A 23754-nucleotide genomic window follows, 5' to 3' on the forward strand; every position below is an offset into this window, starting at 1 on the left:
GTTATAAATGTTAACACTGGGGCAAGGGGATATAATATGAAAATCTTTAATGCGGTTACAAGTGATGTGAAAGAAATTTATAATCTCATTGAAATGTATGCAAAAGAAGGAGTTGTTTTGCCGCGTGCTCTTTTGTCTCTCTATCAATATTTACAATGTTTATATGTTATGAAAGAAGGAGAGGAAGTCGTTGGAGTTGCTGGTTTACATGTGTTAGGAGAGGATCTTGCAGAAGTACGATCGTTAGTAGTTTCGCATACATATGCAGGAAAAGGGATAGGGAGTAAGTTAGTGAATCATGTAATGAATGAGGCGGCAAAGATAAAAGTGAACAGGGTAATTTCTTTAACATATGAAACGGAATTTTTTCAAAAGTGCGGGTTTGATTTTGTGAATAGAGAAGCATTACCAGAAAAAGTGTGGATTGATTGTAGACATTGTCCAAAAGTTGATTATTGTGATGAGGTGGCGATGATACGGTATGTTGGGTGAAATTTTTAGAGAGAAAAAGGCCCACTATTATTTAAGAAATAGTGGGTATCTATATTTTAGTCAGAAATGAGATGTTGTTAAGAATTTGAATTCGTTTGTCTTACTGTAAAATTATAAAGCGGATCTCTAAGCTCAAAGTTATACGTAGAACCATCGACAAGTCCTACAACTTTATCGTTATCATAAAGGTCAAGCATAAATTGTGCCATTTGTTTTGCAGTATGAAATTTCGGTACAACACCATCATATTGGAACTCATCAATATTAAATGAACGTTTCGCAAATTCTGTTTCAGTTGCAGCAGGAGCTAAAACTTTTGCTTGTAGTTTTGCACCTTGTTCTTTCAGTTCGTGAGATAGTCCTTCTGTAAATGCACTTACATAAAATTTCGTAGCACAGTACGTAACAGCATTAGCCACAATCGTGTATCCACCGCCCGATGAAACGTTAATAAGCTGTGTTCCATCAACCATTGAATAATCTCGAACGAAAAGAGAAGAGAGTATTGTTAGTGCTTCTATATTTACATGCAACATCGTCTCTATTTTATTTAAATTTTGTTCAGCAATTGAGGCGAAATTACCAAAACCTGCGTTGTTAATCCACGTTTCAATTTGAAAACTTTGTAGACTTTCATAAAATTTATAAACTTCTTCAGTGACGGATAAATCAGTTCTTCGAATGACAACATCCAACTCTGGATGCATTTCGTTAATTTTTAATTTTAATCCGTCTAATTCTTCTTGTCTTCGAGCTACAAGTACTAAATTTTTTCCGCGAGATGCAAAGGCTAAAGCGGATTCATAGCCAATTCCTGAACTAGCACCAGTAATAACAGTATATTTCATATAAAAGCCTCCTAAATTCAAATTAATTTATTATGGTTAGATTCTATTTGTTAGAGTATACTCTAAGTCAAATGTTTTTTATAAAGCAGTTAAATATATGATGATAAATGGCATGTGGAGGGAGTATGAGTATGTACACAATTAGCGAGGTAGCTAAATTATTAGGAGTGAGCACACATACATTACGTTATTATGAAAAGGAGAATATATTAATTGCAAATCGCGATGCAAATGGGAATAGATTGTATGAAGAGTCACATGTAAAGTGGTTGCAGTTTGTAATGAAATTAAAACAAACACAAATGCCGATAGCAAAAATAAGAGAATACGCTAGATTATATTTAGAAGGGGAGCATACAACCGAAGCTCGTTTACAACTGTTAGAAAATCATAAAAAATCTATTCAAACTCAAAGAGAAAACTTAGTAATTACAGAGAAGATGCTTGAAAATAAAATTATTGCATACAAAGACTCGTTGGAAAGTAAATAGCGTACAAAATATTTCGTTCTTTGTTGCATGTTGAAAAGGGAGTACAGGTCTTTGTTTTGGAATTTATCTATGAGTATTTTATTATAATGTGCCGATAAATTAAAAAAGAGCAGTTAGCTAAAAGCAACTGCTCGATTCAAAGGGATCTCCAAGGGGGGAATGGAGAAAATATTATGTTACTACCATTATTGACAGATTATTAAGAAATATACACGTGGATTTAAGAAATTTAAAATATTTTTTGGTTAATAGAATCCGGGTGTTGACACTTTGTCAATTGGTCATGTAGAATGTTTATGAATGACATTCAGTCATTTTTCTATGAAAGGGTGTAGATAAGCAACTTTTATATGTAGTTAGCTTAATAACGGAACAAATATAAGGATAAATGAGGATGATATTGGTTTTTTAAATAGTAGTTAGCGTGAGATTATATTTTTTTAATTAAAAATGACTGACGGTCAGTCAGTAAATAATAGAAGGTGAGAGATATGAAAAATAAAGCTTGGTTATATGTCATATTAACATGTATTTTTGAAGTCTTTTGGGTGTTTGGTTTTAATACAGCTCATACTTGGTGGCATTGGGTCATTATTGTAGGAGTTATCGCTGTTGATTTTTACTTCCTTTCTAAAGCGTGTGAACATCTTGCGACAGGGACAGTATATGCGGTGTTTGCTGGGGCTGGTACTGTAGGAACTTTCTTAATGGATGTTTTTCTTTTCGGTGGAAGTTTTAGTTTAGGAAAATTATTCTTCATTGTGATGGTTGTAGCAGGCGTTATCGGTTTAAAATTGGCTGATAATAAAGCAGAGACTGTGGAAGAAACTATGGAAGGAGCTGCTTAAAAATGGGTTGGTTTTTCGTATTTTGTGCTGCAATTAGTGAAATAGTCGGTGTGATAGGCCTTAAGATGTATAGTAAAGATAAGACGTTAGCAAATGGAGCGATTTATATAGGTGGATTTGCAACTTCCTTCGCATTTTTATACACATCTTTCTTGTTCTTACAAGTAAGTGTGGCTTATGCGGTTTGGATTGGCATTGGAACAGCAGGCGCAGTTTTATTAAATATGTTTCTGTTTGGTGAATCGAAAAGTAAGGCACGTTTGATTAGTGTAGCTCTTATCGTATGTGGAGTTACGGGATTAAAGGCTCTTTCATAAGAAAATGATATGAAAGTTGAATCTCCTAACGATTTGTTGGGAGATTTTTATTATGAAAAGTGCACTATAATTGACAGTACAGCTAGTTATTTTATAAAATGAGTGACAGTCATTCAATACGCGTGTGAAAGGGTTTAGATGATGAATAAAAAAGAAAAAATTGTCTATGCAGCTATTGAAGTATTTCAGGAAAAGGGCGTTGAAAAAACGAAGATTTCTGATATCGTGAAATTGGCTGGCATTGCGCAAGGAACGTTCTATTTATATTTTCCTTCTAAGTTATCTGTTATGCCTGCAATAGCAGAAGTGATGGTTGAGAAGATGATATTTGCAGTGAAAGAAAAAGTACAGAACGATGCACCTTTTTCAAGTAAGGTTGAGCAGGTAATAGATGCAGTGTTTAACTTTATAGCTGAATATCGTGAAATACAAGCTTTAATGTATGCGGGTCTTGCATCTACTGAACATATAAAAGAATGGGAAGCTGTGTATGAGCCTCTTTATATGTGGCTAAGTGAATTTTTAAGTGAAGCAAAAGAAGCTGGTGAAATTCGTGATTCGGTTCATGCAGAGAGAACAGCGAAGTTATTTATTGCTCTTGTTGAATCAGCAGCGGAACAAGTTTATTTATATGATCATAAAGATGATGAGCAAGTCGAGCTACAAAAGGCAGAAGTACTAGATTTTTTAACACATGCACTACATATAAAGTGAAACTTTAATCAGTGGGAGGGTTCATCCCCACTGATTATTAGTTGAACCAATCGGGCATTTAAGGGCAGCTATCTCCCACCTAACTTCCTCGCATTCGCTGAATTTTGAGGTGGGAGTCTTACTGCCCGTTAATGCGGGATAAAGAAATAGTAAGATGAACCTGTCTGAAAAGGTAGGTTCATTTCTGCGGGAAACTGAATGATAGTCATTCACCCTGTATTTATGTATGTGTGGAAGGATAGAGTGAAATTCTAATGAGTGGGGGCATCTTCACTCATTATTAGCCCACAAATAGCAGGATAAAGAAAAAGTTTCTTGGGTATTATTTTTGAGAGGAACTTACGGGAAGAGGTGTTAAAAATTGAAGAAACCGATAAAAGAACAAAAGATGGTATTGATCATTCTTTTGAGTAATATATTTATCGCTTTTTTAGGGATTGGATTAATCATTCCGGTTATGCCATCCTTTATGAATGATATGAATTTAACAGGAAAGACGATGGGCTATCTCGTTGCAGTATTTGCAATGGCTCAGCTTATTACTTCACCTATTACGGGTCGTTGGGTCGATCTTTACGGTAGGAAGAAAATGATAATCATTGGATTATTTATTTTTGGTGTTTCAGAGCTTCTTTTTGGATTAGGAAAAGATGTGTGGATGCTTTATGCAGCGAGGGTGTTAGGCGGGATTAGTGCTGCGTTTATTATGCCGGGTGTTACGGCATATGTTGCTGATATTACCTCTATTCAGGAACGTCCAAAAGCGATGGGATATCTTTCAGCGGCTATTAGTACCGGATTTATTATAGGACCTGGAATTGGTGGGTTTATTGCAGAATATGGTATACGTGTACCATTCTTTGTCGCAGCCATTATTGCCTTTATAGCATGCGTTATGTCTATATTTATTTTGAAAGAGCCTTTAACGAAAGAGGAGCTTGCAGAGATTTCTGTTAATACGAAAGACTCAAGTTTTATCGGGGATTTAAAGAAATCTTTAAATCCAATGTATGCAATTGCATTTATTATTGTATTTGTACTCGCTTTCGGTTTATCGGCATATGAAACTGTGTTTAGCCTGTTCTCTGATCATAAATTTGGCTTCACACCGAAAGATATTGCTGCAATTATTACGATTAGCTCAATCTTTGGGGTAGTTGTGCAAGTATTTATGTTTGGTAAATTGGTCGACATATTCGGCGAAAAAGTGTTAATTCAAATATGTTTAATTGTAGGCGCAGTGTTAGCATTTGTTTCAACTATAGTCTTTAATTATTGGATTGTACTTCTTGTTACTTGTTTTATTTTCCTCGCATTTGATTTACTCCGTCCAGCTTTAACGACGTTTTTATCAAAAGCGGCTGGGAAAGAGCAAGGATTTGTTGCTGGAATGAACTCAACTTATACGAGCTTAGGGAATATTGTAGGGCCGGCGATGGGCGGAATATTATTTGATGTAAATATTAATTATCCATATGCTTTCTCAGGAGTTGTTTTAATAGTTGGTCTCGGCATTACATTTATGTGGAGAGAGAAGCAGTTAGCTGAAAGTTTAGTAAAATAATTTAATAAGTAATGAAAAATCCCTTACCGTTGTAAGGGGTTTTTATTTTATTCCCCTATTTGCGGGCTAATAATCATTTGGGGATGGACAAAACCCCAATGATTAAAGTTTCACTTTATAAACTTAATCCAAATCGCTTTAATTCAATAAATATCCCCTCTAATTGCTTTCCTTTATCCGTTAATGTGTACTCTACACGAGGCGGAACTTCTGGATACACTTTTCTCGTTATTATGCCTTGTGTTTCTAATTCTTTTAGTCGAAGTGATAATGTTTTCGGACTAATCCCGTCCATTGATTTTTGTAAATCACTAAAACGTAATGTGCCTTCGATAAGAAGGTCGCGAATGATTAAAAATGTCCATTTTGTACTAATTACGTCAAGAGTTTTAGCGATAGGACATGGGATGCCAGGTAAACCTTTCGTTAATATAACTGGATCTATATTGGTCATGGAAATAGCCTCCATAAAAATTTTTTGAATGAATTTGCTTTATCGTATCACAAAACTATCTTTTTGGTAACTATATGAAAAAAATATCACTACTTCCATAAAGGAAGTTAATACATATACAATAGCAATACGAAATACAAAGGGTTTGCAGCAGGAGGAGGTGATTTCCATAGGTATGAAAAGGTTATTTGCGTTACTTAGTTTTTTTGTCATTTGTATTGTGCTTGTAGCGTGTAGTGGGGAGGAAAAAACTGAAATCCAATTATTGAAGGAAATGCCGAAGCCAAAAACAATGACAATCGATCCTTCACTAAGCAAAAAAGAAGCGACAGAAATGGTTCATGCAGCCCAGCGCTTTTATGCATTTTGGGATACAGGTAGGGAGGAACTTATTCCGCAAACGGTTACTGAAAATTTTTTCGATAATACACTGCCGAAAGGTCGACCACAAGGCACTGAAGGATTAAAGCTTGCAGCACAAAACTTTCGTAAAGTAGTTCCAGACATACATTGTGAAGTTGAAGATTTATTAGTGGTTAGTGATAAAGTAACAGCTCGTCTTTCTTTTACAGGAACTCATAATGGTAAAAACATTCGTTTTTTTGCAATTGATATTTTACACGTGAAAGACGGAAAGATAACGGAAGATTGGCATTTAGAAGATAATCTTACGCTGAAGCAGCAACTGGGCTTAATAGCTGAAGAGTAGATCATATAAGGGAGAGAAAAGCGATGGGAAATATATTGATTATAAATGGACATGAAAAATACGGTTCAAAGGAAGGACGATTAAATAAAACGTTAGTTGATTATATGGTAACTGTATTAAGCGAAAATCATCATGTGAAAACAACAACGATTCAAGATGGATATAGTATTAAAGAAGAACAAGAGAAATTTTTATGGGCCGATGTTGTGGTTTATCAAACACCAATTTATTGGTTTAGTGTCCCGGGATTATTTAAAACGTATATGGATGAAATATATGAATACGGTTTGTTCTTTGAAGGTGCAGATGAATACGGAACAGGTGGTTTATTAAAAGAGAAGCAGTATATGTTTTCCACAACTTGGAATGCACCTGAAAAAGCATTTGGAGATAAGACGAAGTTCTTTGAAGGAGAAAGTTTAGAATCAACGCTTAGTCATTTACATCGTGTGCAGAAGTTTCTCGGTATGAGTCCATTAAAGAGTTTTGCTTGTTATGATGTGGTGAAGAATCCGGATATAGAGCAATACTTATTAAACTTGAAAAATCATTTGGATGAAGTAATTAAATAATAGTTTGCATCTTTGTGTGCAAGAAGGTTCCTCTTTAAAAATGTAAAAGAAGGTATTACTAAGGATGTAATACCTTCTTTTACATTCGTGAAAATTGCTTAATTCTTATTGGTTTAAAGTCTTCATAAGCGGAATCTAATATTTTATCCCACATACCCCCACTGATTATAGTTTCACTTTATGAAATACGTTGAAAATCTTTACTCATACAGGACTGTTTTAGTTTTTTTGATTTAATCAAATATTTAATATCAGAGATGTTATCATATGAAAGCTGAATATGATAATAGTTTATATACTCAAATAATGCAAAAACATAAACAAATAGTGCGAATGATAGCCCGATTAAAGGTAATTGAGGATACCAAATTACAAAATCAATAGTAAACATAATAAGTCCTGTGATAATCAATCCTATATTTATCCTTTTTAGTCTTTTTAAATATTTAATAATCACAATAGGTGTAACAGATGTTTTCTCTTTTTTTAGTCGTTTCCACTTTACGTACCAGTAAACAGTTCCTTGTAGTAAGAGAAACTCTAAAAGAAGAAATGAGATCCAAAAAGAGTATAGGGAATATAAATGTAGTGTAGGATAAACATAATTAATTACATAACTTGTAAAAATAAAAGTAATGACTGAAAATAACTCACCTGTGTATAGATAGGAAAGCCTTTTTTCTAGGTTGCTTTTCATGGTTTTTCTCCTTTTATAAAAAACTACACATTTTAATACGGGGATGGCTGTATCCATAACTTCGCAAAATTCGCCCAACCGAATGAATCTATTGTTACATTTTTTAGAGAAGAGGGATATGTTTTTCTTTTTAAAACGTGATAGTTAAATAAAATGATGTGTTCTGCTTGTAAAAAATCTTCGATTTCATACATGAGCTCATAGCGCTTGTCTTTATTTTCTTCTAATAAAAAGGTATCTAGCAAACAATTGATTTGTTTTTCATAGTGCGGGTCCATGAACCGATTTACGAAGCAACTTTTATTTTTAAATACGTTTAAAAATGCCATTTCATGCTCGGCGGCAAAAACTTCTCCCATTAAAATAATATCGGCATGTTTATCAATAGAACGATCCATATAATCTGAAACGAGAAATGGATGAAGCTCTACTTGTATGCCTAAACGGTCGCAACGTTTCTTTAGGAAGACTGTGTCATTTGCACTATCTTTAAACGCGAAGAAGTAAATATGTATCGTTTCACCTTTGTATGTGCTCTTCTTCAAATATTCTTTCGCCTTTTCTAATGAATAGGGTCTTCCCTGAGCTTGGCGACTTCTTTCAGGAAAGAAGCTTGATGCAGTGATTGTTCGATTTCCTTCTAAATCACGGAGGATCGTTTCAACGTCATATATTTCTCTCCAAGCTTTACGAAAGTAAATGTCGTGGTGGGGACCAGGTTTTGTAAAGTTGAAGCTAGCATAAATACAGCCTATTTCTTCTATTTGTATGTCATGTCTTTCATTTTCATTCTCATTTGGTAATTCATAATCAGAATGTATTTTCACATGATCTGGAATACGCCAAAACTCAATACGATCTAGTAATGCACGTTCTTTAAAATAATGCGTGAAAGCTTCTAGTACGATATTATCTTCAGAATAATGATTAAGTTTAAAAGGTCCAGTACCTATATAGTGATGATTTTGGATTACCGTATCATAGGGCAAAATTGCGAGTTGTATTGAACTTACATAATGTAAGAAAAACAAATTCGGTTTTGCTAAATGGAACCGTACTTGCAGTGGTGACGGTGTTTCAATTTGGACAATTTCCTGTGTTAACCATGCGTAAGGAGATTGAGCTTGCTGCAATCTTTCAAATGAAAATTGAACATCTTTAGAAGTTAAAAGAGTTTCATTATGAAAATGTATATCTTTTCGTAAATAAAACGTCCACGTAAGTTGATCCTGACTTAATTCCCACGTATGAGCAATGTGCGGTTCCATTTTTTCTGTAATATCGTTATAAATGACTAATGTATCAAAAATTTGGCTAATAAGATGACCCTCTGTTGTTACAGCCACAAAAGCGGGATCTAATGGTAATATCTTTCTTGATATAGGGATCTTTAATATGTCGTACATATCATTTGAAGGTTCGTATCCAAAATGATGATGTAGTTTATTTTCTATCTTTTTTTGAAGTGCAAGAGGAAGGGGTTCTTTTAAAAGAAGAAAGATATCTTTTAATTTTTCTTGCGCTAACAGTTCATCTGTATAGCATTCAATTGATTCTACTAAACTATGTACAAATATAATTTCAGTTTTATTCCCGCGGCCTCGCCCTGGAGTCCAGTAAATTAGTTGTTCTTCGCTCATTTTCTTTAATAAAATCTTCACGTTTTTCGTACTGCAATATAAAACATCCGCTAATTCTTGTAAGCTATTTCGCATATGTTGCTGATCTTGTGAATGTAACCTTAAACGAATGTAATAGTCCATAATTTTCATATGTGTACACTTCCTTCTATATAAAAGGGGAAACTCTTTAGAATATTCTAACCTTTTTCTTCCTCTTTTTCAAAGTAAAATGAATAAGCATAAGGAGGGGAAAACGATGGGGTTTTGGAGTATGCATCGAAATATAAAAATTAGAATTATAACATCATTTTTAACACGAGCTGTATCAACGATGATTTTTCCGTTTATGGCAATTTATTTTTCAATAAAGTTAGGTAGTGCGGTTGCTGGTGCTTTACTACTAATTAATGTAATAGCTTCATTAGTAATTGGTTTATATGGCGGGTATATTGGAGATCGGCTCGGTCGTAAAAAAGTAATGATTATTGGCCAAAGTATACAAGTCGTTTCCATTGCTTGTATGGGAATTGCGAACTCAGATTATGTAGATTCACCGTGGTTAACGTTTTTATTTATGCTCGTGAACAGCTTAGGATCTGGACTTATGAATCCAGCGACCGAAGCGATGTTAATCGATGTGAGTACACCTGAAAATCGAAAAGTGATGTACAGCATTAACTACTGGGCGATTAATTTATCAATTGCTATTGGAGCGATATTTGGCGGATTACTATTTGAAAACTATAGATTACAATTGTTTATCGTATTAACGGCTGTGGCGGTCATTACTTTATATGTGATGGCTATATATATGGAAGAAGTGTATGTGGCGCGAAAAACTGTAGAGAAGAAAAACGTATTAAAGGATATGACGGATAGTTATAAGGTTGTGATGAAAGATCGAGCGTTTTTAATTTTTTGTGCAGCAAGTATATGTACATTATCTTTAGAGTTTCAAATTAATAATTATTTAGGGATACGTTTGCAGAAGGAATTTGAAACGATTCACTTTTTCTTCGGAAATGGTTTTACATTTGATTTAACAGGTATTCGAATGCTGAGCTGGATATCTACAGAGAATACAATTTTAATTGTATTATTTTCGGCGCTTGTTATTAAAATGTTGAAGAGCTTCAACGATTTAAAAATCTTATATGTAGGCTTATTCATTTATACAATTGGATTCACCATACTTGGAACGAGCAATAGCTTATGGATTTTATTAATTGCGGGGCTTTTCCAAACTGTAGGAGAGATGATGTATGTACCGGTTCGTCAATCTATAATGGCGGATATGGTGCCAAGTGAGGCGCGAGGTTCTTATATGGCGATTAACGGAATGGTCTTTCAAGTGGCGAAAATGAACGGTGCATTAGGTGTTATGTTAGGTTCATTTATTGCATCTTGGGGAATGAGTGCGCTGTATTTTATCGTTGGTATGAGCAGTATTTTATTATTTATGAAGGCGATTGGAAAAGAGAAGTATCAAGATGAACGAAACGTTTCTAAGATTGGATAAAGCTATCTAAAAAGCGAACCGGTTATGCTGGGACTCGCTTTTTAGATAGCTTCTAAAATGGATCAACTTCAGCTAAATTAGGATTGGCATTTGGATTTGTTAATAAGGTTTTTAGTTCACCCACTTCTGAGAGAGCGACGAGAATATAACCACTAATGAGGACGATGAGTCCGATGACTCGTAATGTTTGCAATTTAATGTCACGGCTATTTTCCTCTGAGGTGTTTTGGGGCGTTGCAGGCGGATTGTTGTTCATAATAGAGCTCCTATCTTTTTTATTTATATGTGCGAAATCATTATTTAACGTATGGATAGGAATTGTATAGTCATTTTTACTATATGAAAAATGCCTACGAAAAGTGATTAGAAATTTTAGGACGAGAAAAGAGGCTGCTATGTACAGCCTCTTTTTCGTTAAAATGAAGAAATCCTCTTCTTCGTTTTCGGTACGATAACAAATTTAACCCAGAGCATCCCAATGACTGCAATGATCAAACTATGTAGTAATTGTCCTGTAGCAATGAGTATAACACTTGAAAATACAATGAGTTGAATGCTTAGCAATATAAAGATTAAGCGGAGAAATTGATTCATTCGTTTTTCAGTATCAATTGGATATAATGCTACAATAATATTTCCCGAAAAATATTTCCACAGAGAACGAAGCTGCATAGAAATCATATATAGGACGATATAAGCGATAGCGCCTTTTACATATATATTCGGAATAAAATATAGAGCGAAAGCACCGATCAACCCCAAGCGAATATATATACCAAAATAATCATTCCCACGTAAAAACGATAGTGTATGTAAATAGAAGAACGAAGCTTGTTTTTTATGTAGTAACGGTTCAATCCAATTTGTAAGCCATTTTCTGCCGTTCACTTGTTTTTTTAGCTGCGGAACATCAGTGAAGATGCTAGCGAATTGATAAAAGCGAATGTCCATTTTTTCTTCTTGCTCGATTATGTATTCCCACGGTATTCGTTTTATTGGTTGTTTCTTCGTATATAGAAGTAGGAAAGTGAGAAGTAAGAGTAATCCGCCTAATATAATCACATTTGCAGTATAAAATAGCATGTAAATGATCAGGGCGTTACAAGCAATGCGAATGATAAACCATATGCTTTTTTCATAACTATCACGCCATATCCAATGTATGTATATGTTCCAAGCTTTCGTAATCATTAAAACGATAAAGATTGTACATAAAAAAGGTACGGTTAATTGTAATGATTGCATGGCAAGCGGTACGATAATAAGGAACATAAATACAAGCGGGAAAAGTTGAATGATGTAATTATATAGAAGAGATTTTTTAAAATAAGATGTTAATTTCTCTTCTAGCGCCAGTAAATAGACAGCATCAGGTTTTTGAATAAATGTGCGAATTGGGCATCTCGTTATAATGAGTGTAAGTACGATTGTGATGAGTAATAAAGATATTCCTTTAGAAGGATCCGTTTTAAGAAACTTGGCGTAATAATATGCACCTACACATGAGACGAAGATGAAGCTATATAGCAAACCGTTAATCATACGTGCAAAGTATGTGATGGCATTTTGAATATGTTGTTGAAAGCGAGAGCTCCATAGTGATTCGATTGACATGTTTTTCACCTCTTTTTTCTATTATATATGTTTTATTAAGCAAAAAACGAGCAAATTGCGTTATGCAACTTGCTCGTTTTTCTTTTCGTTATTTTTTTTCTGATCACGATTCATTAATGGATAGAAGGCAAAGCCAATTACGAATAAACCAATCCCGAGAAGGAATGTTTTTATATCGGATGCGCCTGTTTTAATAACCCATAGTGCATAGCAAAGTGCGATCGCTGCGACTATGCCATCTGTAATTCTTGCCCGCATTTCATTTTTGTATGTTTCACCAGTTGCGACTAGCTTTAACTGGAAGATTGGTGAAACGAGATATGGAATGAGGTAGGCTAAAGTTGATACTGTAATAACGAATGTATAAGCTTCCGCAATTGTTCCTGATAATGTTGAGAATAAGAACACTTGCGACATAATGTTTGTTAATCGTAGTGAATGAATTGGACTTCCTTTTTTATTTGTTTTTGCGAAGAAGGAAGGGAAGAAACCTTCTTTTGCTGCTTGATAAGGCACTTCTGAGCTTAATAAAATCCAGCCTAATATGGAACCGAATAGGGAAGTAAGAGCAAGTAATGCCATAAGTTTCCCGCCGCCGTGACCCATTGCAGCGTTTAATGCATCTGCTAATGGACGTTCAGAAGCTTGTAATTTATCAACGTGAAGTACACCCATTGTTAAAATTGTAATTCCTAAGTAAATTGCAACTGTTATTAGTAAACCGGCAACTGTTGCACGTTTTACCGTTTTGGGAGAAGTAGCTCGGTTTGATAAAAGAACGGCTGATTCAATCCCGATAAATGCCCAAAGTGTTGTAAGAGCAGCTAAATTTACTTGTGAAAGGAGACCGTGTGATACGCCTTCTTTATCGATCATTGGTGTGTACCATTGTCCAAATTTTGAAGCTTCGAACGCAAATAACGTAACAATGATGAATAGAAGGAATCCAGTCACTTTCGTTGTTGTTGCTAAGAAGTTAAGTTTCCCAGCTCCGCTTACACCGTTTGTTAAAATTAAATGAGTGCCCCATAGTAAAACAGAACAAATAGTAAATGTAAGTAGTTTTCCAACTTCTATATTGAAAGAGCCGATTGAAAACAATAGTCGTGTATCTTTCATAATCGGGAAGAAGAGCGATAAATATCCCGCGAAAGATGTAATGATGGCAACGTTACTTGCCCAGTTTGCAACCCAATATCCCCATACTATGCTGAAACCAGCCATTTTTTTCTTTTTTGGTGATGAGAATAAAGCATATGCATGACTTTGTGGTCCTGTCGTTAAATCAGGACGACGAATTGCTAAATTACCGAAAACAAGAGCTAGCATTAAAACACCAAACCCTGTTGTTAACCAAGCTAAAGTGACACCGAGAGGGCTAGCTGTTTGTGCCAACGTACTTGGCACCATGAAAATACCAGCGCCAACCATGTTACCGACAACGAAAGCTGTTAGTACCCAAAAGCCCCATTTTTTTTGTTGCATAGAAAATACCTCCAAAGTTAGTATAACCAAGTCAAGCGAGGAGATATGTATGTCTTCCTAAGTAAGGAAGAGAAGTCCCAAACAAAACAAAAAAAGCACGTAATTTGCCGCTACATGCTTTCTATCTTATAAGAAACCCACGACATACCTCTCGATAGCTCTCCACAAACGAAACGTTTGTGACAGTTCTGCACTTATTAAATGCAGACCCAGCAAGCGCGCATGGTGGGCACGTCTTACTTCGGCAACCATTCCTTTCTCATTCCTTCATCAATGCCACTACATCTCCTGAAATGATACTTTTAATGATTGCAACCTCTACCTCACCGAGATACGAATGAGGATTTAAATATTAAATTAACGTATTTAAGAGTAACAAATGTATTTTTATACGTCAATGGATATGGTAATAATCAGATTATGGAGAAGAGTTTGTGATTAAAAGCGAGAGGGATTGTTATACAATATTTGAATTTTCGTAATATAATACATGTTATTAGCGCTAGAAGATTGAGAAGGGGATGAAGTATATGTCTGTATGTAATAAAAATTCCGTAATAGGTGTACTAGATTCAGGGGTCGGGGGATTAACAGTTGCTAGTGAGATTATGCGTCAATTGCCTAAAGAGAGCATTTACTATATTGGTGATAATGAGCGTTGTCCGTATGGGCCAAGAAGTGTAGAGGAGGTACAATCTTTCATATTTGAAATGGTTGAGTTCCTCAAACAGTTTCCATTAAAAGCTCTAGTGGTAGCATGTAATACTGGTGCAGCTGCTGCATTGACTGATTTGCAAGAAGCACTTTCCATTCCAGTTATTGGCGTTATACATCCGGGAGCAAGAGCTGCAATTAAAGTGACAAAGAAAGGTAAAATAGGGGTAATTGGAACTGTAGGTACGATAAAATCTAACATGTACGAAAAAGCATTACACGAGCTTGATACATATTTGGAAGTGCATAGTCATGCGTGTCCGACTTTAGCTACAGTTGTAGAAAATCACTTAGAAGATACAGCATATGTAACGCAGCAAGTGAAACAAGCTTTACTGCCATTAACGAAAGAAGATATAGATACGTTAATTCTTGGGTGTACGCATTATCCACTTTTAGAGTCCTATATAAAAAAGGAGTTAGGAGAGGCTGTGACAATTATTAGCTCTGCAGAAGAAACAGCGATAGAGTTAAGTACCATTTTACAGCACAAAGGAATTTTGTCTGACAATCTTAATCCGAAGCATCGATTTTTTACAACAGGCTCTGTTTTATCGTTTGAACATATTGCTGAGCGTTGGCTAGGGTATCAAATTTCTGTAGAATGTGTGAATTTACCTACGGAAAAACAACTCGTGAACTAAATTGTATAAAAAGAAGCTGATCTAAATTTTAGATCAGCTTCTACATATAAGATTAAACTAAGTTTAATACAGTTACTTTTTCACGTGTCATAGACTCAAGGCTCTTATGAATACCTTGTGCGCCCATACCTGAACCTTTTATACCGATGAATGGGAAGTGGTCAGGGCCGCGCTCTGTGCGTCCGTTAATTTGAACAGAACCAGTTTCGATTTTGTTAGCAATTGCAAACGCTTTGTTAATGTCTTTCGTGAAGACACTTGCTTGCAGACCGAAGTCTGATTTGTTAGCAATTTCAATCGCTTGTTCGTCAGAAGAAACACGGATGATTGGAAGGATTGGGCCGAATGGCTCTTCCCAAGCAACTTTCATTTCTTCTGTTACGTGGTCGATTAATGTTGGGTAAATTAAGTTGCGCTCACGTTTGTTACCGATAACGATTGTTGCACCTTTTTCTACAGCATCATCAACTAAACCTTGAACGAAGTCAGCAGATTTGTCGTCGATTAATGGGACGATTGTGCTGTCTTGTTCTGGAGATCCAACTGATAATTTAGCTACTTGCTCTTTTAATAAGCCAACAAGCTCGTCTGCTACATTTTCGTGTACAAGTACACGTTTAATAGCTGTACAACGTTGACCAGAGTAAGAGAATGCACCGCTTACGATATGATTTGCAGCATCTTGTAAGTCAGCATCTTCACGAACGATACCAGGGTCTTTACCACCAAGTTCTAATACAAGTGGAATCATTGCAGCTTTTTTCGCTAAATGTTTACCTGTGTTTGTACCACCTGTGAACGATACCATATTGATGCCAGGATGTTCTACTAAGTAGTCACCAATTACAGAACCGCGTCCTGTAGCTACGTTTACAAGACCTTTTGGAAGGCCAGCTTTATGAAGTGCTTCAACCATTTTAACACCGCTAATTGCACCTTGAGTTGCTGGTTTGAAGATAACAGCGTTACCCATAATAAGTGCTGGTGCAAGTTTTGCAGCAGATAAGTTTACTGGGTAGTTAAATGGTGCGATTGCTAATACAACACCAAGTGGTGCGCGTTGGATAATCGCAAGTTTAGATTTGGTTCCGCCAGGGAAGCTATCGCCCATCATGCTTTCTCCGTGCATATGAAGAGCTTCTTCAATAGTGTAACGAATGAAGTCAGCTGTACGAACAACTTCTTTTTTCGCATCTTTATATCCTTTACCGACTTCTTTCATAATGATATCGGCAATTTCATCTTGCATATTTACGAGCTCATCAGCCCATTTATATAAATATTTTGCGCGATCTTGTAGAGAAGCTTCAGCCCATGATTTTTGAGCTTCTTTTGCAGATGCAATTGCTTCATCTACTTCTCCTTGAGTAATTGCTTGTACTTGCCCAATTACTTCGTGTAAGTATGGAGATGGAATGTCGATTGTTTGACCAGAAGAGCTTTCTCTCCATTCTCCGTTTAAATAAAATTTGTACGTATTGCTAGTTGTCATGATTAGTCCTCCTAAAATAGCAACTTGTAAGAGTGAGTATAAGGTGATTGTAGGTGGTTTGATAATATTTTTCAAATGAAATGTTTGTGAAAACGATTTCTTATTATTTTTTTATTTTGTATGCCCTTTCTTACAGAAGATTCTCTTATTTCAAACTGAATTATAAGTAGAATGCATCACTTTCATTTTTTGTGATAAAAGATTATTTTATTCTAAACCGAAAAAAATAATTGACAGAATACTCAATAAAGTTGTAAGATTATAAATGGAAAATAAATGAAGGGGGTGTGCGTAATGATTGTAATCGTAAATGTAATGGGCTTAGCTCTGTTAAATGGCGGAAAACATTCATATCATTACGCAACCCGTGCGGATATATAGGACCTTTTTGTCTTATGAGAAGCGTACGTTGCGTATATCGTAACGTACGCTTTTATGCATTCTATTGCATATCGTCAAGCGGCGGTATGCTTTTTTTTGTTTATTTTCCTCGTTACTATAAAAAATCAGAATTTGGAAGGTGGAAAAATGTGATGAAATACTGTGGTTTTCAAAATGTAAATGTGATGGATTTGGATAGCGGATAAAGAAATGTGAATCAAATGAGAACGAGAAAGGAGAGGTTATATTGTTTTCAGTATTACTAAAGTTAAGCTGGTTTTTTAGGGAGCATTGGAAAAGGTATAGTATCGCAATTGGGGTACTTTTAATTGTAAACGTGATAGAGGTAATTCCTCCGAAAGTGTTAGGAATTACAATTGATAATATTAAAACAGGAGCCTTAACGAACGAGGCAATTATGCAATATATTTTTATTTTATTTGGGGTAACGATTGGTGGGTATGTGCTTACTTTCATTTGGCAGCACCAACTATTTGGCGGTGCGTTCGTACTGGAGAAAACGATGCGTTCAAAATTTATGGGGCATTTACTCAAGATGACACCGACGTTTTATCAAAAAAACCGTACTGGCGATTTAATGGCGAGAGCGACAAATGATTTAAAAGCAATCTCCATGACAGCTGGTTTTGGTATATTAACGCTCGTTGATTCTAGTCTATATATGCTTACAATCGTTTGTATGATGGGCTTTTCAATTAGTTGGCAGTTAACATTTGCTGCGCTTATACCGCTTCCGATTATGGCGTATGCGATGAATAGGTACGGAAAGAAATTGCATGAAAGATTTACTGTCGCACAAGATGCGTTCGGAGATATGAACGATAAAGTGCTGGAATCAATTGCGGGTGTACGCGTGATTCGTGCATACGTACAGGAGAATGCTGATCAAGAAAGGTTCCATCATTTAGGAGATGACGTATACGAGAAAAATATGAGAGTAGCAAGAATCGATGCATTATTCCAGCCGACTGTGAAAATGCTCGTCGGTCTTAGTTATTTAATTGGTTTAGTGTACGGTGCATATCTCGTATTCCAATCAAAGGTGACACTTGGTGAGCTCGTTTCTTTTAACGTCTATTTAGGGATGATGATTTGGCCGATGTTTGCAATTGGTGAATTGATTAATGTTATGCAAAGAGGAAATGCTTCGCTCGATCGTGTAAATGAAACGTTAGCTTATGAACCAGATGTAAAGAATCCGAAAGATCCAAAGGTTGTACAAGAGCCAGATTACATTCAATTTGATAACGTTACTTTTTCATATCCTTCATCAATTGAAACAAATTTAAAAAATGTTTCGTTCTCATTAAAACAAGGAGAGACACTTGGAGTTGTTGGGAAAACAGGAAGCGGGAAAACGACGCTTGTACGTCAGCTTCTTCGTCAATATCCACTTGGAGAAGGGGATATTGCAGTTTCTGATGTGAAGCTAGATAAAATTCCGAATGATAACGTACTTGGCTGGATTGGGTACGTACCTCAGGAACACATTTTATTTTCAAAAACAGCGAAGGAAAATATTTTATTCGGAAACAGAGAAGCGACTGAAGAAGAACTTGAAAAAGCGATTGAAATAGCTGCGTTTAAAAAGGATTTAGAGTTTTTACCAGAAGGTTTAGAAACGCTCGTTGGGGAAAAAGGTGTTTCTTTATCAGGTGGGCAAAAGCAAAGGATTTCGATTGCGAGGGCTGTTATTCAAAATCCGGAAATTTTAATTTTGGACGATTCTTTATCAGCTGTTGATGCTCGTACGGAAGCGGCAATTATTGAAAACATACGAACAGAAAGAAGCGGGAAGACGACGATTATAACGACGCATCGCTTGTCAGCTGTGCAGCACGCGGATTGGATTCTCGTTATGGATAACGGTGAAGTTATTGAAGAAGGTTCGCATGAAGCGCTCATTCGAAATGGGGGCTGGTATGCAGAGCAGTTCGATAGACAACAAGGTGAAAGTGAAAGTGCGGATAGTGGGGTGAAAATATGAGTGTTTCAAAACGATTGTTTCAATATGCAATGAAAGTGAAGGGGCCGATCTTTGCAGCGATGGCGATGCTATTTGTTTTCGTCATTGCAGAACTCGCGGGTCCTTTCGTCGCAAAAACGATGATTGATGAGCATATCGTTGGAATAGAGAGACCTTGGTATGAAACAGAAAAGAGTGAGGATGCTGTTTCATATAATGGCGCCTTGTATAAGCGAAGTGATCGCTTTGAAGAAGGTGAGAAAAAAGGGAAAGAAGTCCGAGTGATTCAAGTTGGCTTTCAGTACTATTTTGTGCCGAATAAAATAACGCTTGAAGGAAGTCGTTCTGTTAAGGGTGATGTGCTTACAGTACAAAGTGGTAAGGCTGTGCAAGTGTATAAAACGAAAGCCTTAACGAAAGAAGAAGTATTTGCGTTTTATAAACCGGAAATAAATCGTTTACTATTACTTGGCGGTGGTTATTTCGCTTTACTAGTAGTCGTATCATTATTTGCATACGGAAAGCAGTTCTTCTTACAGAAGGCGGCAAACAAAATTATTCAAATTATGAGGGAAGACGTCTTTTCCCATATTCAAACGTTGCCAATTCGTTATTTCGATCATTTACCAGCAGGGAAAATTGTATCGCGTGTAACGAATGATACAGAAGCGATTCGTGATTTATATGTAACAGTGCTTGCGACATTCGTCTCTAGTATCATCTATATTATCGGGATTTTCGCTGCACTATTTTTACTTGATGTAAAACTGGCGGCACTATGCTTACTTATCATCCCAATTTTAATTGTTTGGGCGATTATGTATAGAAAGTATGCGTCTGTATACAATCATAAAATGCGTTCGCGTTTATCGGATATTAACGGAACAGTGAATGAATCGATTCAAGGGATGCCAATTATTCAAGCATTTCGTCAAGAACATGAAACGAAGAAGGAATTTGAAGAACTCAATGGTGATTATTTTAAATATCAAAATAAAATTTTAAATTTAAATGCAGCAACTTCGCATAATTTAGTGTCTGTATTAAGAAACATCGCTTTTACAGGTGTAATTTGGTATTTCGGTGGTGCTTCATTAAGCGCTTCGGGCATCGTTTCACTCGGGATACTATATGCTTTCGTCGATTATTTAACGAGATTATTCTCGCCAATTACGAATATGGTGAACCAACTTGCTAACTTAGAGCAATCGCGTGTTGCATCAGAGCGTGTCTTCGAATTGCTAGAGGAAAAAGGAGAGGCAGTAGAAGAAGAACGTATTCCTCGCTTAACCGGAAATGTGAAATTCGATAATGTTTCGTTTTCTTACAATGGAAAAGATGAAGTGTTAAAAAATATTTCTTTTGAAGCGAAACAAGGGGAGACAGTGGCACTTGTCGGCCATACTGGATCAGGAAAAAGTTCCATTATGAATGTGCTCTTTCAGTTTTATGAATTTCAAAAAGGGAAGCTTACGATTGATGGTCACGATGTAACAGAGATGCCGAAACAAGCAACGCGTGAACATATGGGAATTGTATTGCAAGATCCGTTTTTATTTAGCGGGACAGTGGCATCCAATGTAAGCTTAGAAAATGAAAAAATTTCAAAAGATCGCATTGTAAAGGCATTACGTGATGTTGGTGCTGAAAGGTTTGCAAACAACATAGATGAAAAAATTACGGAGAAAGGAAGTACACTTTCAACCGGAGAACGTCAGCTTATATCGTTTGCTAGGGCACTTGCTTTTGATCCGGCGATTTTAATTTTAGATGAAGCGACTTCCAGCATTGATACTGAAACAGAAGCGATGATTCAACAAGCGCTAGAAGTTGTGAAGAAAGGACGAACGACGTTTATTATCGCTCATCGCCTTTCAACAATTAAGAGCGCTGATCAAATTATTGTGCTTGATAGAGGAACGATTTTGGAAAAAGGATCGCATGATGAATTAATGAAAAAGCGTGGGCGCTATTACGATATGTATAAAACGCAAATGGAAGGGAACCAGAGCGCTTAATTTTTAGAAGAACTTGCGATTTTCGCAAGTTCTTTTTTGATTGGATTGTCCGCTCAGAAGTTAATATATTTCACCGGCAGAAAAACTTATAAATAAGTAAGTATTGTTTTACCTTTTTCTTTATAAATGCTATATTAAAAAATGTTACTTATTTTTTGTATGTAGCAGTATTTTACCATTTTGTTTGATTATGAAGAAAAAGGATAAACTAAATAAGAACATTTTTATTGAAAAATTGTTCGAAATTGCATACAATCAATATAGTTTTTAAATTCCTATCAGAATACTTGGAGGACTACTATCATGAAAAAATTATTTTCAGTGCTTGCAGTAACTACATTAGCGATTGGGATTGTAGCGGGTTGCGGCAAAGAAGAGAAAAAAGATACAGCTAGTCAAGATGCGTTACAGAAGATAAAACAAAGCGGTGAGCTTGTAATTGGTACAGAAGGTACATATCCACCATTTACGTTCCACGATTCAAAGGATAAATTAACTGGATTTGACGTTGAATTAGCAGAAGAAGTTGCAAAACGTTTAGGTGTAAAACCTGTATTTAAAGAAACACAATGGGATAGTTTACTTGCAGGAGTAGATGCAAAACGTTTCGATATGGTTGCGAACGAAGTTGGTATTCGTGAAGATCGCCAAAAGAAATATGACTTCTCTAGTCCATATATTTCTTCTTCAGCAGCATTAGTTATCGCAAAAGATAAAGACAAGCCTGCTACATTTGCTGATGTAAAAGGATTAAAAGGAGCACAATCTTTAACGAGTAACTACGCAGATATCGCTAAGAAAAACGGTGCGAACATCGAGGGTGTAGAAGGATTTAGCCAAGCTGCAGAATTATTAAGTTCTGGCCGCGTTGATTTCACAATCAATGATAAATTATCAGTATTAAACTATTTAGAAACGAAAAAAGATGCAAAAATTAAAATTGTAGATACAGAAAAAGAAGCATCACAAAGTGGTTTTCTATTCCGCAAAGGTAGCGACAAGCTTGTACAAGAAGTAAATAAAGCGTTAGAAGATATGAAAAAAGATGGTACGTACGATAAAATAACGAAAAAATGGTTCGGTGAAAATGTTTCTAAGTAGTGCAGTGGTCTCAGATCGATTGTCTACATGGATAGATATTATGCAGACTTCCTTCTCGCCTATGCTGAAGGAAGCTGTCTTTACGACAATTCCGTTAACGCTTATTACATTTATTATCGGTATTATACTTGCGACGTTAACAGCGCTCGCGCGTATTTCAGGTAGTCGTATTTTACAATGGATTGCTCGTATCTATGTATCTATCATTCGCGGAACGCCACTTCTTGTACAGTTATTTATTATTTTCTATGGTCTTCCAACTCTTAATATTGAGGTTGAGCCATATACAGCAGCAATTGTTGGTTTTTCATTAAATGTCGGTGCATATGCATCTGAAATTATTCGTGCTTCTATTCTTTCTATTCCGAAAGGACAGTGGGAAGCAGCTTATACAATTGGGATGACATATCCGCAAGCATTAAAACGTGTTATTTTACCGCAAGCAACGCGTGTATCTATTCCGCCGCTTTCGAATACATTTATTAGCTTATTGAAGGATACGTCATTAGCGTCGTTAATTTTAGTAACAGAAATGTTCCGAAAAGCGCAGGAAATCGCGGCAATGAACTATGAGTTTTTAATTGTTTATTTCGAAGCAGGTCTAATTTATTGGGTAATTTGCTTCTTATTATCTATCGTGCAACAAATATTAGAAAAACGTTCAGAACGTTATACTCTAAAATAACCCTTTCATAAAAGGAGTTTTTGTTTTTATGATTTCAATTCAACATTTACAAAAAAGTTTCGGAGATAATACCGTACTAAAACATATAGACTTATCAGTTGAGAAGGGCGAAGTTGTTGTTATTATCGGGCCATCTGGATCTGGTAAAACGACATTCTTACGTTGCCTCAACGTGTTAGAAACGCCGAACGCTGGTAGCATTCGCATCGGTAATAAAGAGCTCGATTTCTCTCAAAAAGTATCGAAGAAAGATATTGTAAATCTTCGTACGCAAACAGGTATGGTATTCCAACACCATAATCTATTTCCTCATTTAACAGCAATTCACAATGTAATGGAAGGGCTCGTTACAGTGAAAAAGATGGGGAAAGAAGAGGCGAAGAAAAAAGCAAACTATTTCCTTGAAAAAGTTGGTCTTGCGGATAAAGTAGACTTATATCCGTTCCAATTATCAGGTGGACAACAACAGCGCGTTGGAATCGCTCGTGCGCTTGCGATGGAGCCGGAAGTTTTACTATTTGATGAGCCAACGTCAGCACTTGATCCTGAGCTAGTTCAAGAAGTTTTAAAGGTTATGAAAGAACTTGCTAAAGAAGGAATGACGATGGTCATTGTAACGCATGAAATGCGCTTTGCTCATCAAATTGCGAACCGTGTTATTTTCATGGATGGCGGTGTCGTTGTCGAACAGGGTACACCGGAAGATGTATTTACAAATCCAAAAGAAGAACGAACGAAGAAGTTTTTACAAATGTTGCAGTAAATTAAGGAAGGTCTCAAGGCATA

23 protein-coding genes and 1 riboswitch are annotated in these 23754 nt (G+C 35.9%); of the genes, 15 read left to right on the forward strand and 8 right to left on the reverse strand.

What is annotated here, in order from left to right:
- Positions 1–36 precede the first annotated feature (36 nt).
- The gene (locus AB3X48_RS05545) at positions 37–492 is read left to right on the forward strand and encodes an N-acetyltransferase (protein ID WP_002159150.1); all 456 of its coding nucleotides are present in this window, start codon (positions 37–39) and stop codon (positions 490–492) included.
- Between the two features lie 77 nt (positions 493–569).
- Here AB3X48_RS05545 and AB3X48_RS05550 read toward each other — a convergent pair whose 3' ends face one another.
- Complete coding sequence (locus AB3X48_RS05550; RefSeq protein ID WP_002159149.1) at positions 570–1340, reverse strand: SDR family NAD(P)-dependent oxidoreductase; 771 nt, start codon at positions 1338–1340, stop codon at positions 570–572.
- A 131-nt stretch (positions 1341–1471) separates the two neighbouring features.
- Between AB3X48_RS05550 and AB3X48_RS05555 the strand changes: the two genes are divergently transcribed.
- The 5 genes from AB3X48_RS05555 to AB3X48_RS05575 all read left to right on the forward strand — a co-directional run bounded on the left by AB3X48_RS05555 (position 1472) and on the right by AB3X48_RS05575 (position 5274).
- On the forward strand, positions 1472–1831 hold the full coding sequence (locus AB3X48_RS05555; protein WP_016103821.1) for a MerR family transcriptional regulator: 360 nt from the start codon (positions 1472–1474) through the stop codon (positions 1829–1831).
- A gap of 491 nt (positions 1832–2322) precedes the next feature.
- A complete protein-coding gene (locus AB3X48_RS05560) occupies positions 2323–2679 on the forward strand; it encodes a DMT family transporter (RefSeq protein ID WP_002159147.1) in 357 nt (118 codons plus the stop codon).
- 2 nt (positions 2680–2681) lie between these two features.
- Complete coding sequence (locus tag AB3X48_RS05565) at positions 2682–2996, forward strand: DMT family transporter (protein WP_000539672.1); 315 nt, start codon at positions 2682–2684, stop codon at positions 2994–2996.
- Positions 2997–3134: 138 nt separating this feature from the next.
- Complete coding sequence (locus AB3X48_RS05570) at positions 3135–3710, forward strand: TetR/AcrR family transcriptional regulator (protein WP_016103822.1); 576 nt, start codon at positions 3135–3137, stop codon at positions 3708–3710.
- 361 nt (positions 3711–4071) lie between these two features.
- Positions 4072–5274 (forward strand): MFS transporter, encoded by a 1203-nt coding sequence (locus tag AB3X48_RS05575; RefSeq protein WP_367959001.1) that lies wholly within the window; start codon positions 4072–4074, stop codon positions 5272–5274.
- A 115-nt stretch (positions 5275–5389) separates the two neighbouring features.
- On the opposite strand, the gene AB3X48_RS05580 is transcribed toward AB3X48_RS05575, so the two are convergent.
- The gene (locus AB3X48_RS05580) at positions 5390–5728 is read right to left on the reverse strand and encodes a winged helix-turn-helix transcriptional regulator (RefSeq protein ID WP_002201642.1); all 339 of its coding nucleotides are present in this window, start codon (positions 5726–5728) and stop codon (positions 5390–5392) included.
- Between the two features lie 169 nt (positions 5729–5897).
- Between AB3X48_RS05580 and AB3X48_RS05585 the strand changes: the two genes are divergently transcribed.
- Positions 5898–6437 carry an ester cyclase gene (locus AB3X48_RS05585; RefSeq protein WP_033710646.1) on the forward strand — a complete coding sequence of 180 codons (540 nt, stop codon included), beginning with the start codon at positions 5898–5900 and terminating at the stop codon, positions 6435–6437.
- Between the two features lie 23 nt (positions 6438–6460).
- A complete protein-coding gene (locus tag AB3X48_RS05590) occupies positions 6461–7009 on the forward strand; it encodes an NAD(P)H-dependent oxidoreductase (protein ID WP_016103824.1) in 549 nt (182 codons plus the stop codon).
- 178 nt (positions 7010–7187) lie between these two features.
- Here AB3X48_RS05590 and AB3X48_RS05595 read toward each other — a convergent pair whose 3' ends face one another.
- Both AB3X48_RS05595 and AB3X48_RS05600 read right to left on the reverse strand, forming a co-directional pair.
- Positions 7188–7706, reverse strand: a complete 519-nt coding sequence (locus AB3X48_RS05595) for a hypothetical protein (protein WP_016103825.1) — start codon at positions 7704–7706, stop codon at positions 7188–7190.
- A 32-nt stretch (positions 7707–7738) separates the two neighbouring features.
- Positions 7739–9478 (reverse strand): SgrR family transcriptional regulator, encoded by a 1740-nt coding sequence (locus AB3X48_RS05600; protein ID WP_016103826.1) that lies wholly within the window; start codon positions 9476–9478, stop codon positions 7739–7741.
- Positions 9479–9584: 106 nt separating this feature from the next.
- Here AB3X48_RS05600 and AB3X48_RS05605 point away from each other — a divergent pair, with 106 nt between their 5' ends.
- Positions 9585–10847, forward strand: a complete 1263-nt coding sequence (locus AB3X48_RS05605) for an MDR family MFS transporter (RefSeq protein WP_367959005.1) — start codon at positions 9585–9587, stop codon at positions 10845–10847.
- A gap of 52 nt (positions 10848–10899) precedes the next feature.
- On the opposite strand, the gene AB3X48_RS05610 is transcribed toward AB3X48_RS05605, so the two are convergent.
- The 3 genes from AB3X48_RS05610 to AB3X48_RS05620 form a co-directional block, all read right to left on the reverse strand.
- Positions 10900–11103, reverse strand: coding sequence for a hypothetical protein (locus AB3X48_RS05610; protein ID WP_002114883.1), 204 nt, complete (start codon positions 11101–11103; stop codon positions 10900–10902).
- Between the two features lie 158 nt (positions 11104–11261).
- Positions 11262–12461: an ABC transporter permease gene (locus AB3X48_RS05615; RefSeq protein WP_016103828.1), complete on the reverse strand. Its 1200-nt coding sequence runs from the start codon at positions 12459–12461 to the stop codon at positions 11262–11264.
- Positions 12462–12521: 60 nt separating this feature from the next.
- Positions 12522–13946, reverse strand: coding sequence for an amino acid permease (locus AB3X48_RS05620; protein ID WP_002114879.1), 1425 nt, complete (start codon positions 13944–13946; stop codon positions 12522–12524).
- Between the two features lie 147 nt (positions 13947–14093).
- A riboswitch (Lysine riboswitch) is annotated at positions 14094–14275 on the reverse strand.
- Positions 14276–14476: 201 nt separating this feature from the next.
- Here AB3X48_RS05620 and racE point away from each other — a divergent pair.
- Positions 14477–15304, forward strand: a complete 828-nt coding sequence (gene racE / locus AB3X48_RS05625; protein ID WP_016103829.1) for a glutamate racemase — start codon at positions 14477–14479, stop codon at positions 15302–15304.
- Positions 15305–15356: 52 nt separating this feature from the next.
- Here racE and gapN read toward each other — a convergent pair whose 3' ends face one another.
- Positions 15357–16796, reverse strand: coding sequence for an NADP-dependent glyceraldehyde-3-phosphate dehydrogenase (gene gapN, locus AB3X48_RS05630; RefSeq protein WP_002159137.1), 1440 nt, complete (start codon positions 16794–16796; stop codon positions 15357–15359).
- Positions 16797–17424: 628 nt separating this feature from the next.
- Between gapN and AB3X48_RS05635 the strand changes: the two genes are divergently transcribed.
- The 5 genes from AB3X48_RS05635 to AB3X48_RS05655 all read left to right on the forward strand — a co-directional run bounded on the left by AB3X48_RS05635 (position 17425) and on the right by AB3X48_RS05655 (position 23731).
- A complete protein-coding gene (locus AB3X48_RS05635) occupies positions 17425–19185 on the forward strand; it encodes an ABC transporter ATP-binding protein (protein WP_002159136.1) in 1761 nt (586 codons plus the stop codon).
- Positions 19182–21182 (forward strand): ABC transporter ATP-binding protein, encoded by a 2001-nt coding sequence (locus tag AB3X48_RS05640; RefSeq protein ID WP_016103830.1) that lies wholly within the window; start codon positions 19182–19184, stop codon positions 21180–21182. Before AB3X48_RS05635 ends, AB3X48_RS05640 begins: the two co-directional genes overlap by 4 nt.
- A gap of 303 nt (positions 21183–21485) precedes the next feature.
- The gene (locus AB3X48_RS05645) at positions 21486–22283 is read left to right on the forward strand and encodes an amino acid ABC transporter substrate-binding protein (RefSeq protein ID WP_016103831.1); all 798 of its coding nucleotides are present in this window, start codon (positions 21486–21488) and stop codon (positions 22281–22283) included.
- Positions 22270–22968: an amino acid ABC transporter permease gene (locus AB3X48_RS05650; protein ID WP_002114865.1), complete on the forward strand. Its 699-nt coding sequence runs from the start codon at positions 22270–22272 to the stop codon at positions 22966–22968. The genes AB3X48_RS05645 and AB3X48_RS05650 overlap by 14 nt, the downstream gene beginning before the upstream one ends.
- 28 nt (positions 22969–22996) lie before the next feature.
- Positions 22997–23731 carry an amino acid ABC transporter ATP-binding protein gene (locus AB3X48_RS05655; RefSeq protein WP_002201630.1) on the forward strand — a complete coding sequence of 245 codons (735 nt, stop codon included), beginning with the start codon at positions 22997–22999 and terminating at the stop codon, positions 23729–23731.
- Positions 23732–23754 lie beyond the last annotated feature (23 nt).

The sequence above is a fragment of the Bacillus sp. S4 genome (genome assembly GCF_040838205.1).
Lineage (GTDB): Bacteria > Bacillota > Bacilli > Bacillales > Bacillaceae_G > Bacillus_A > Bacillus_A cereus_U.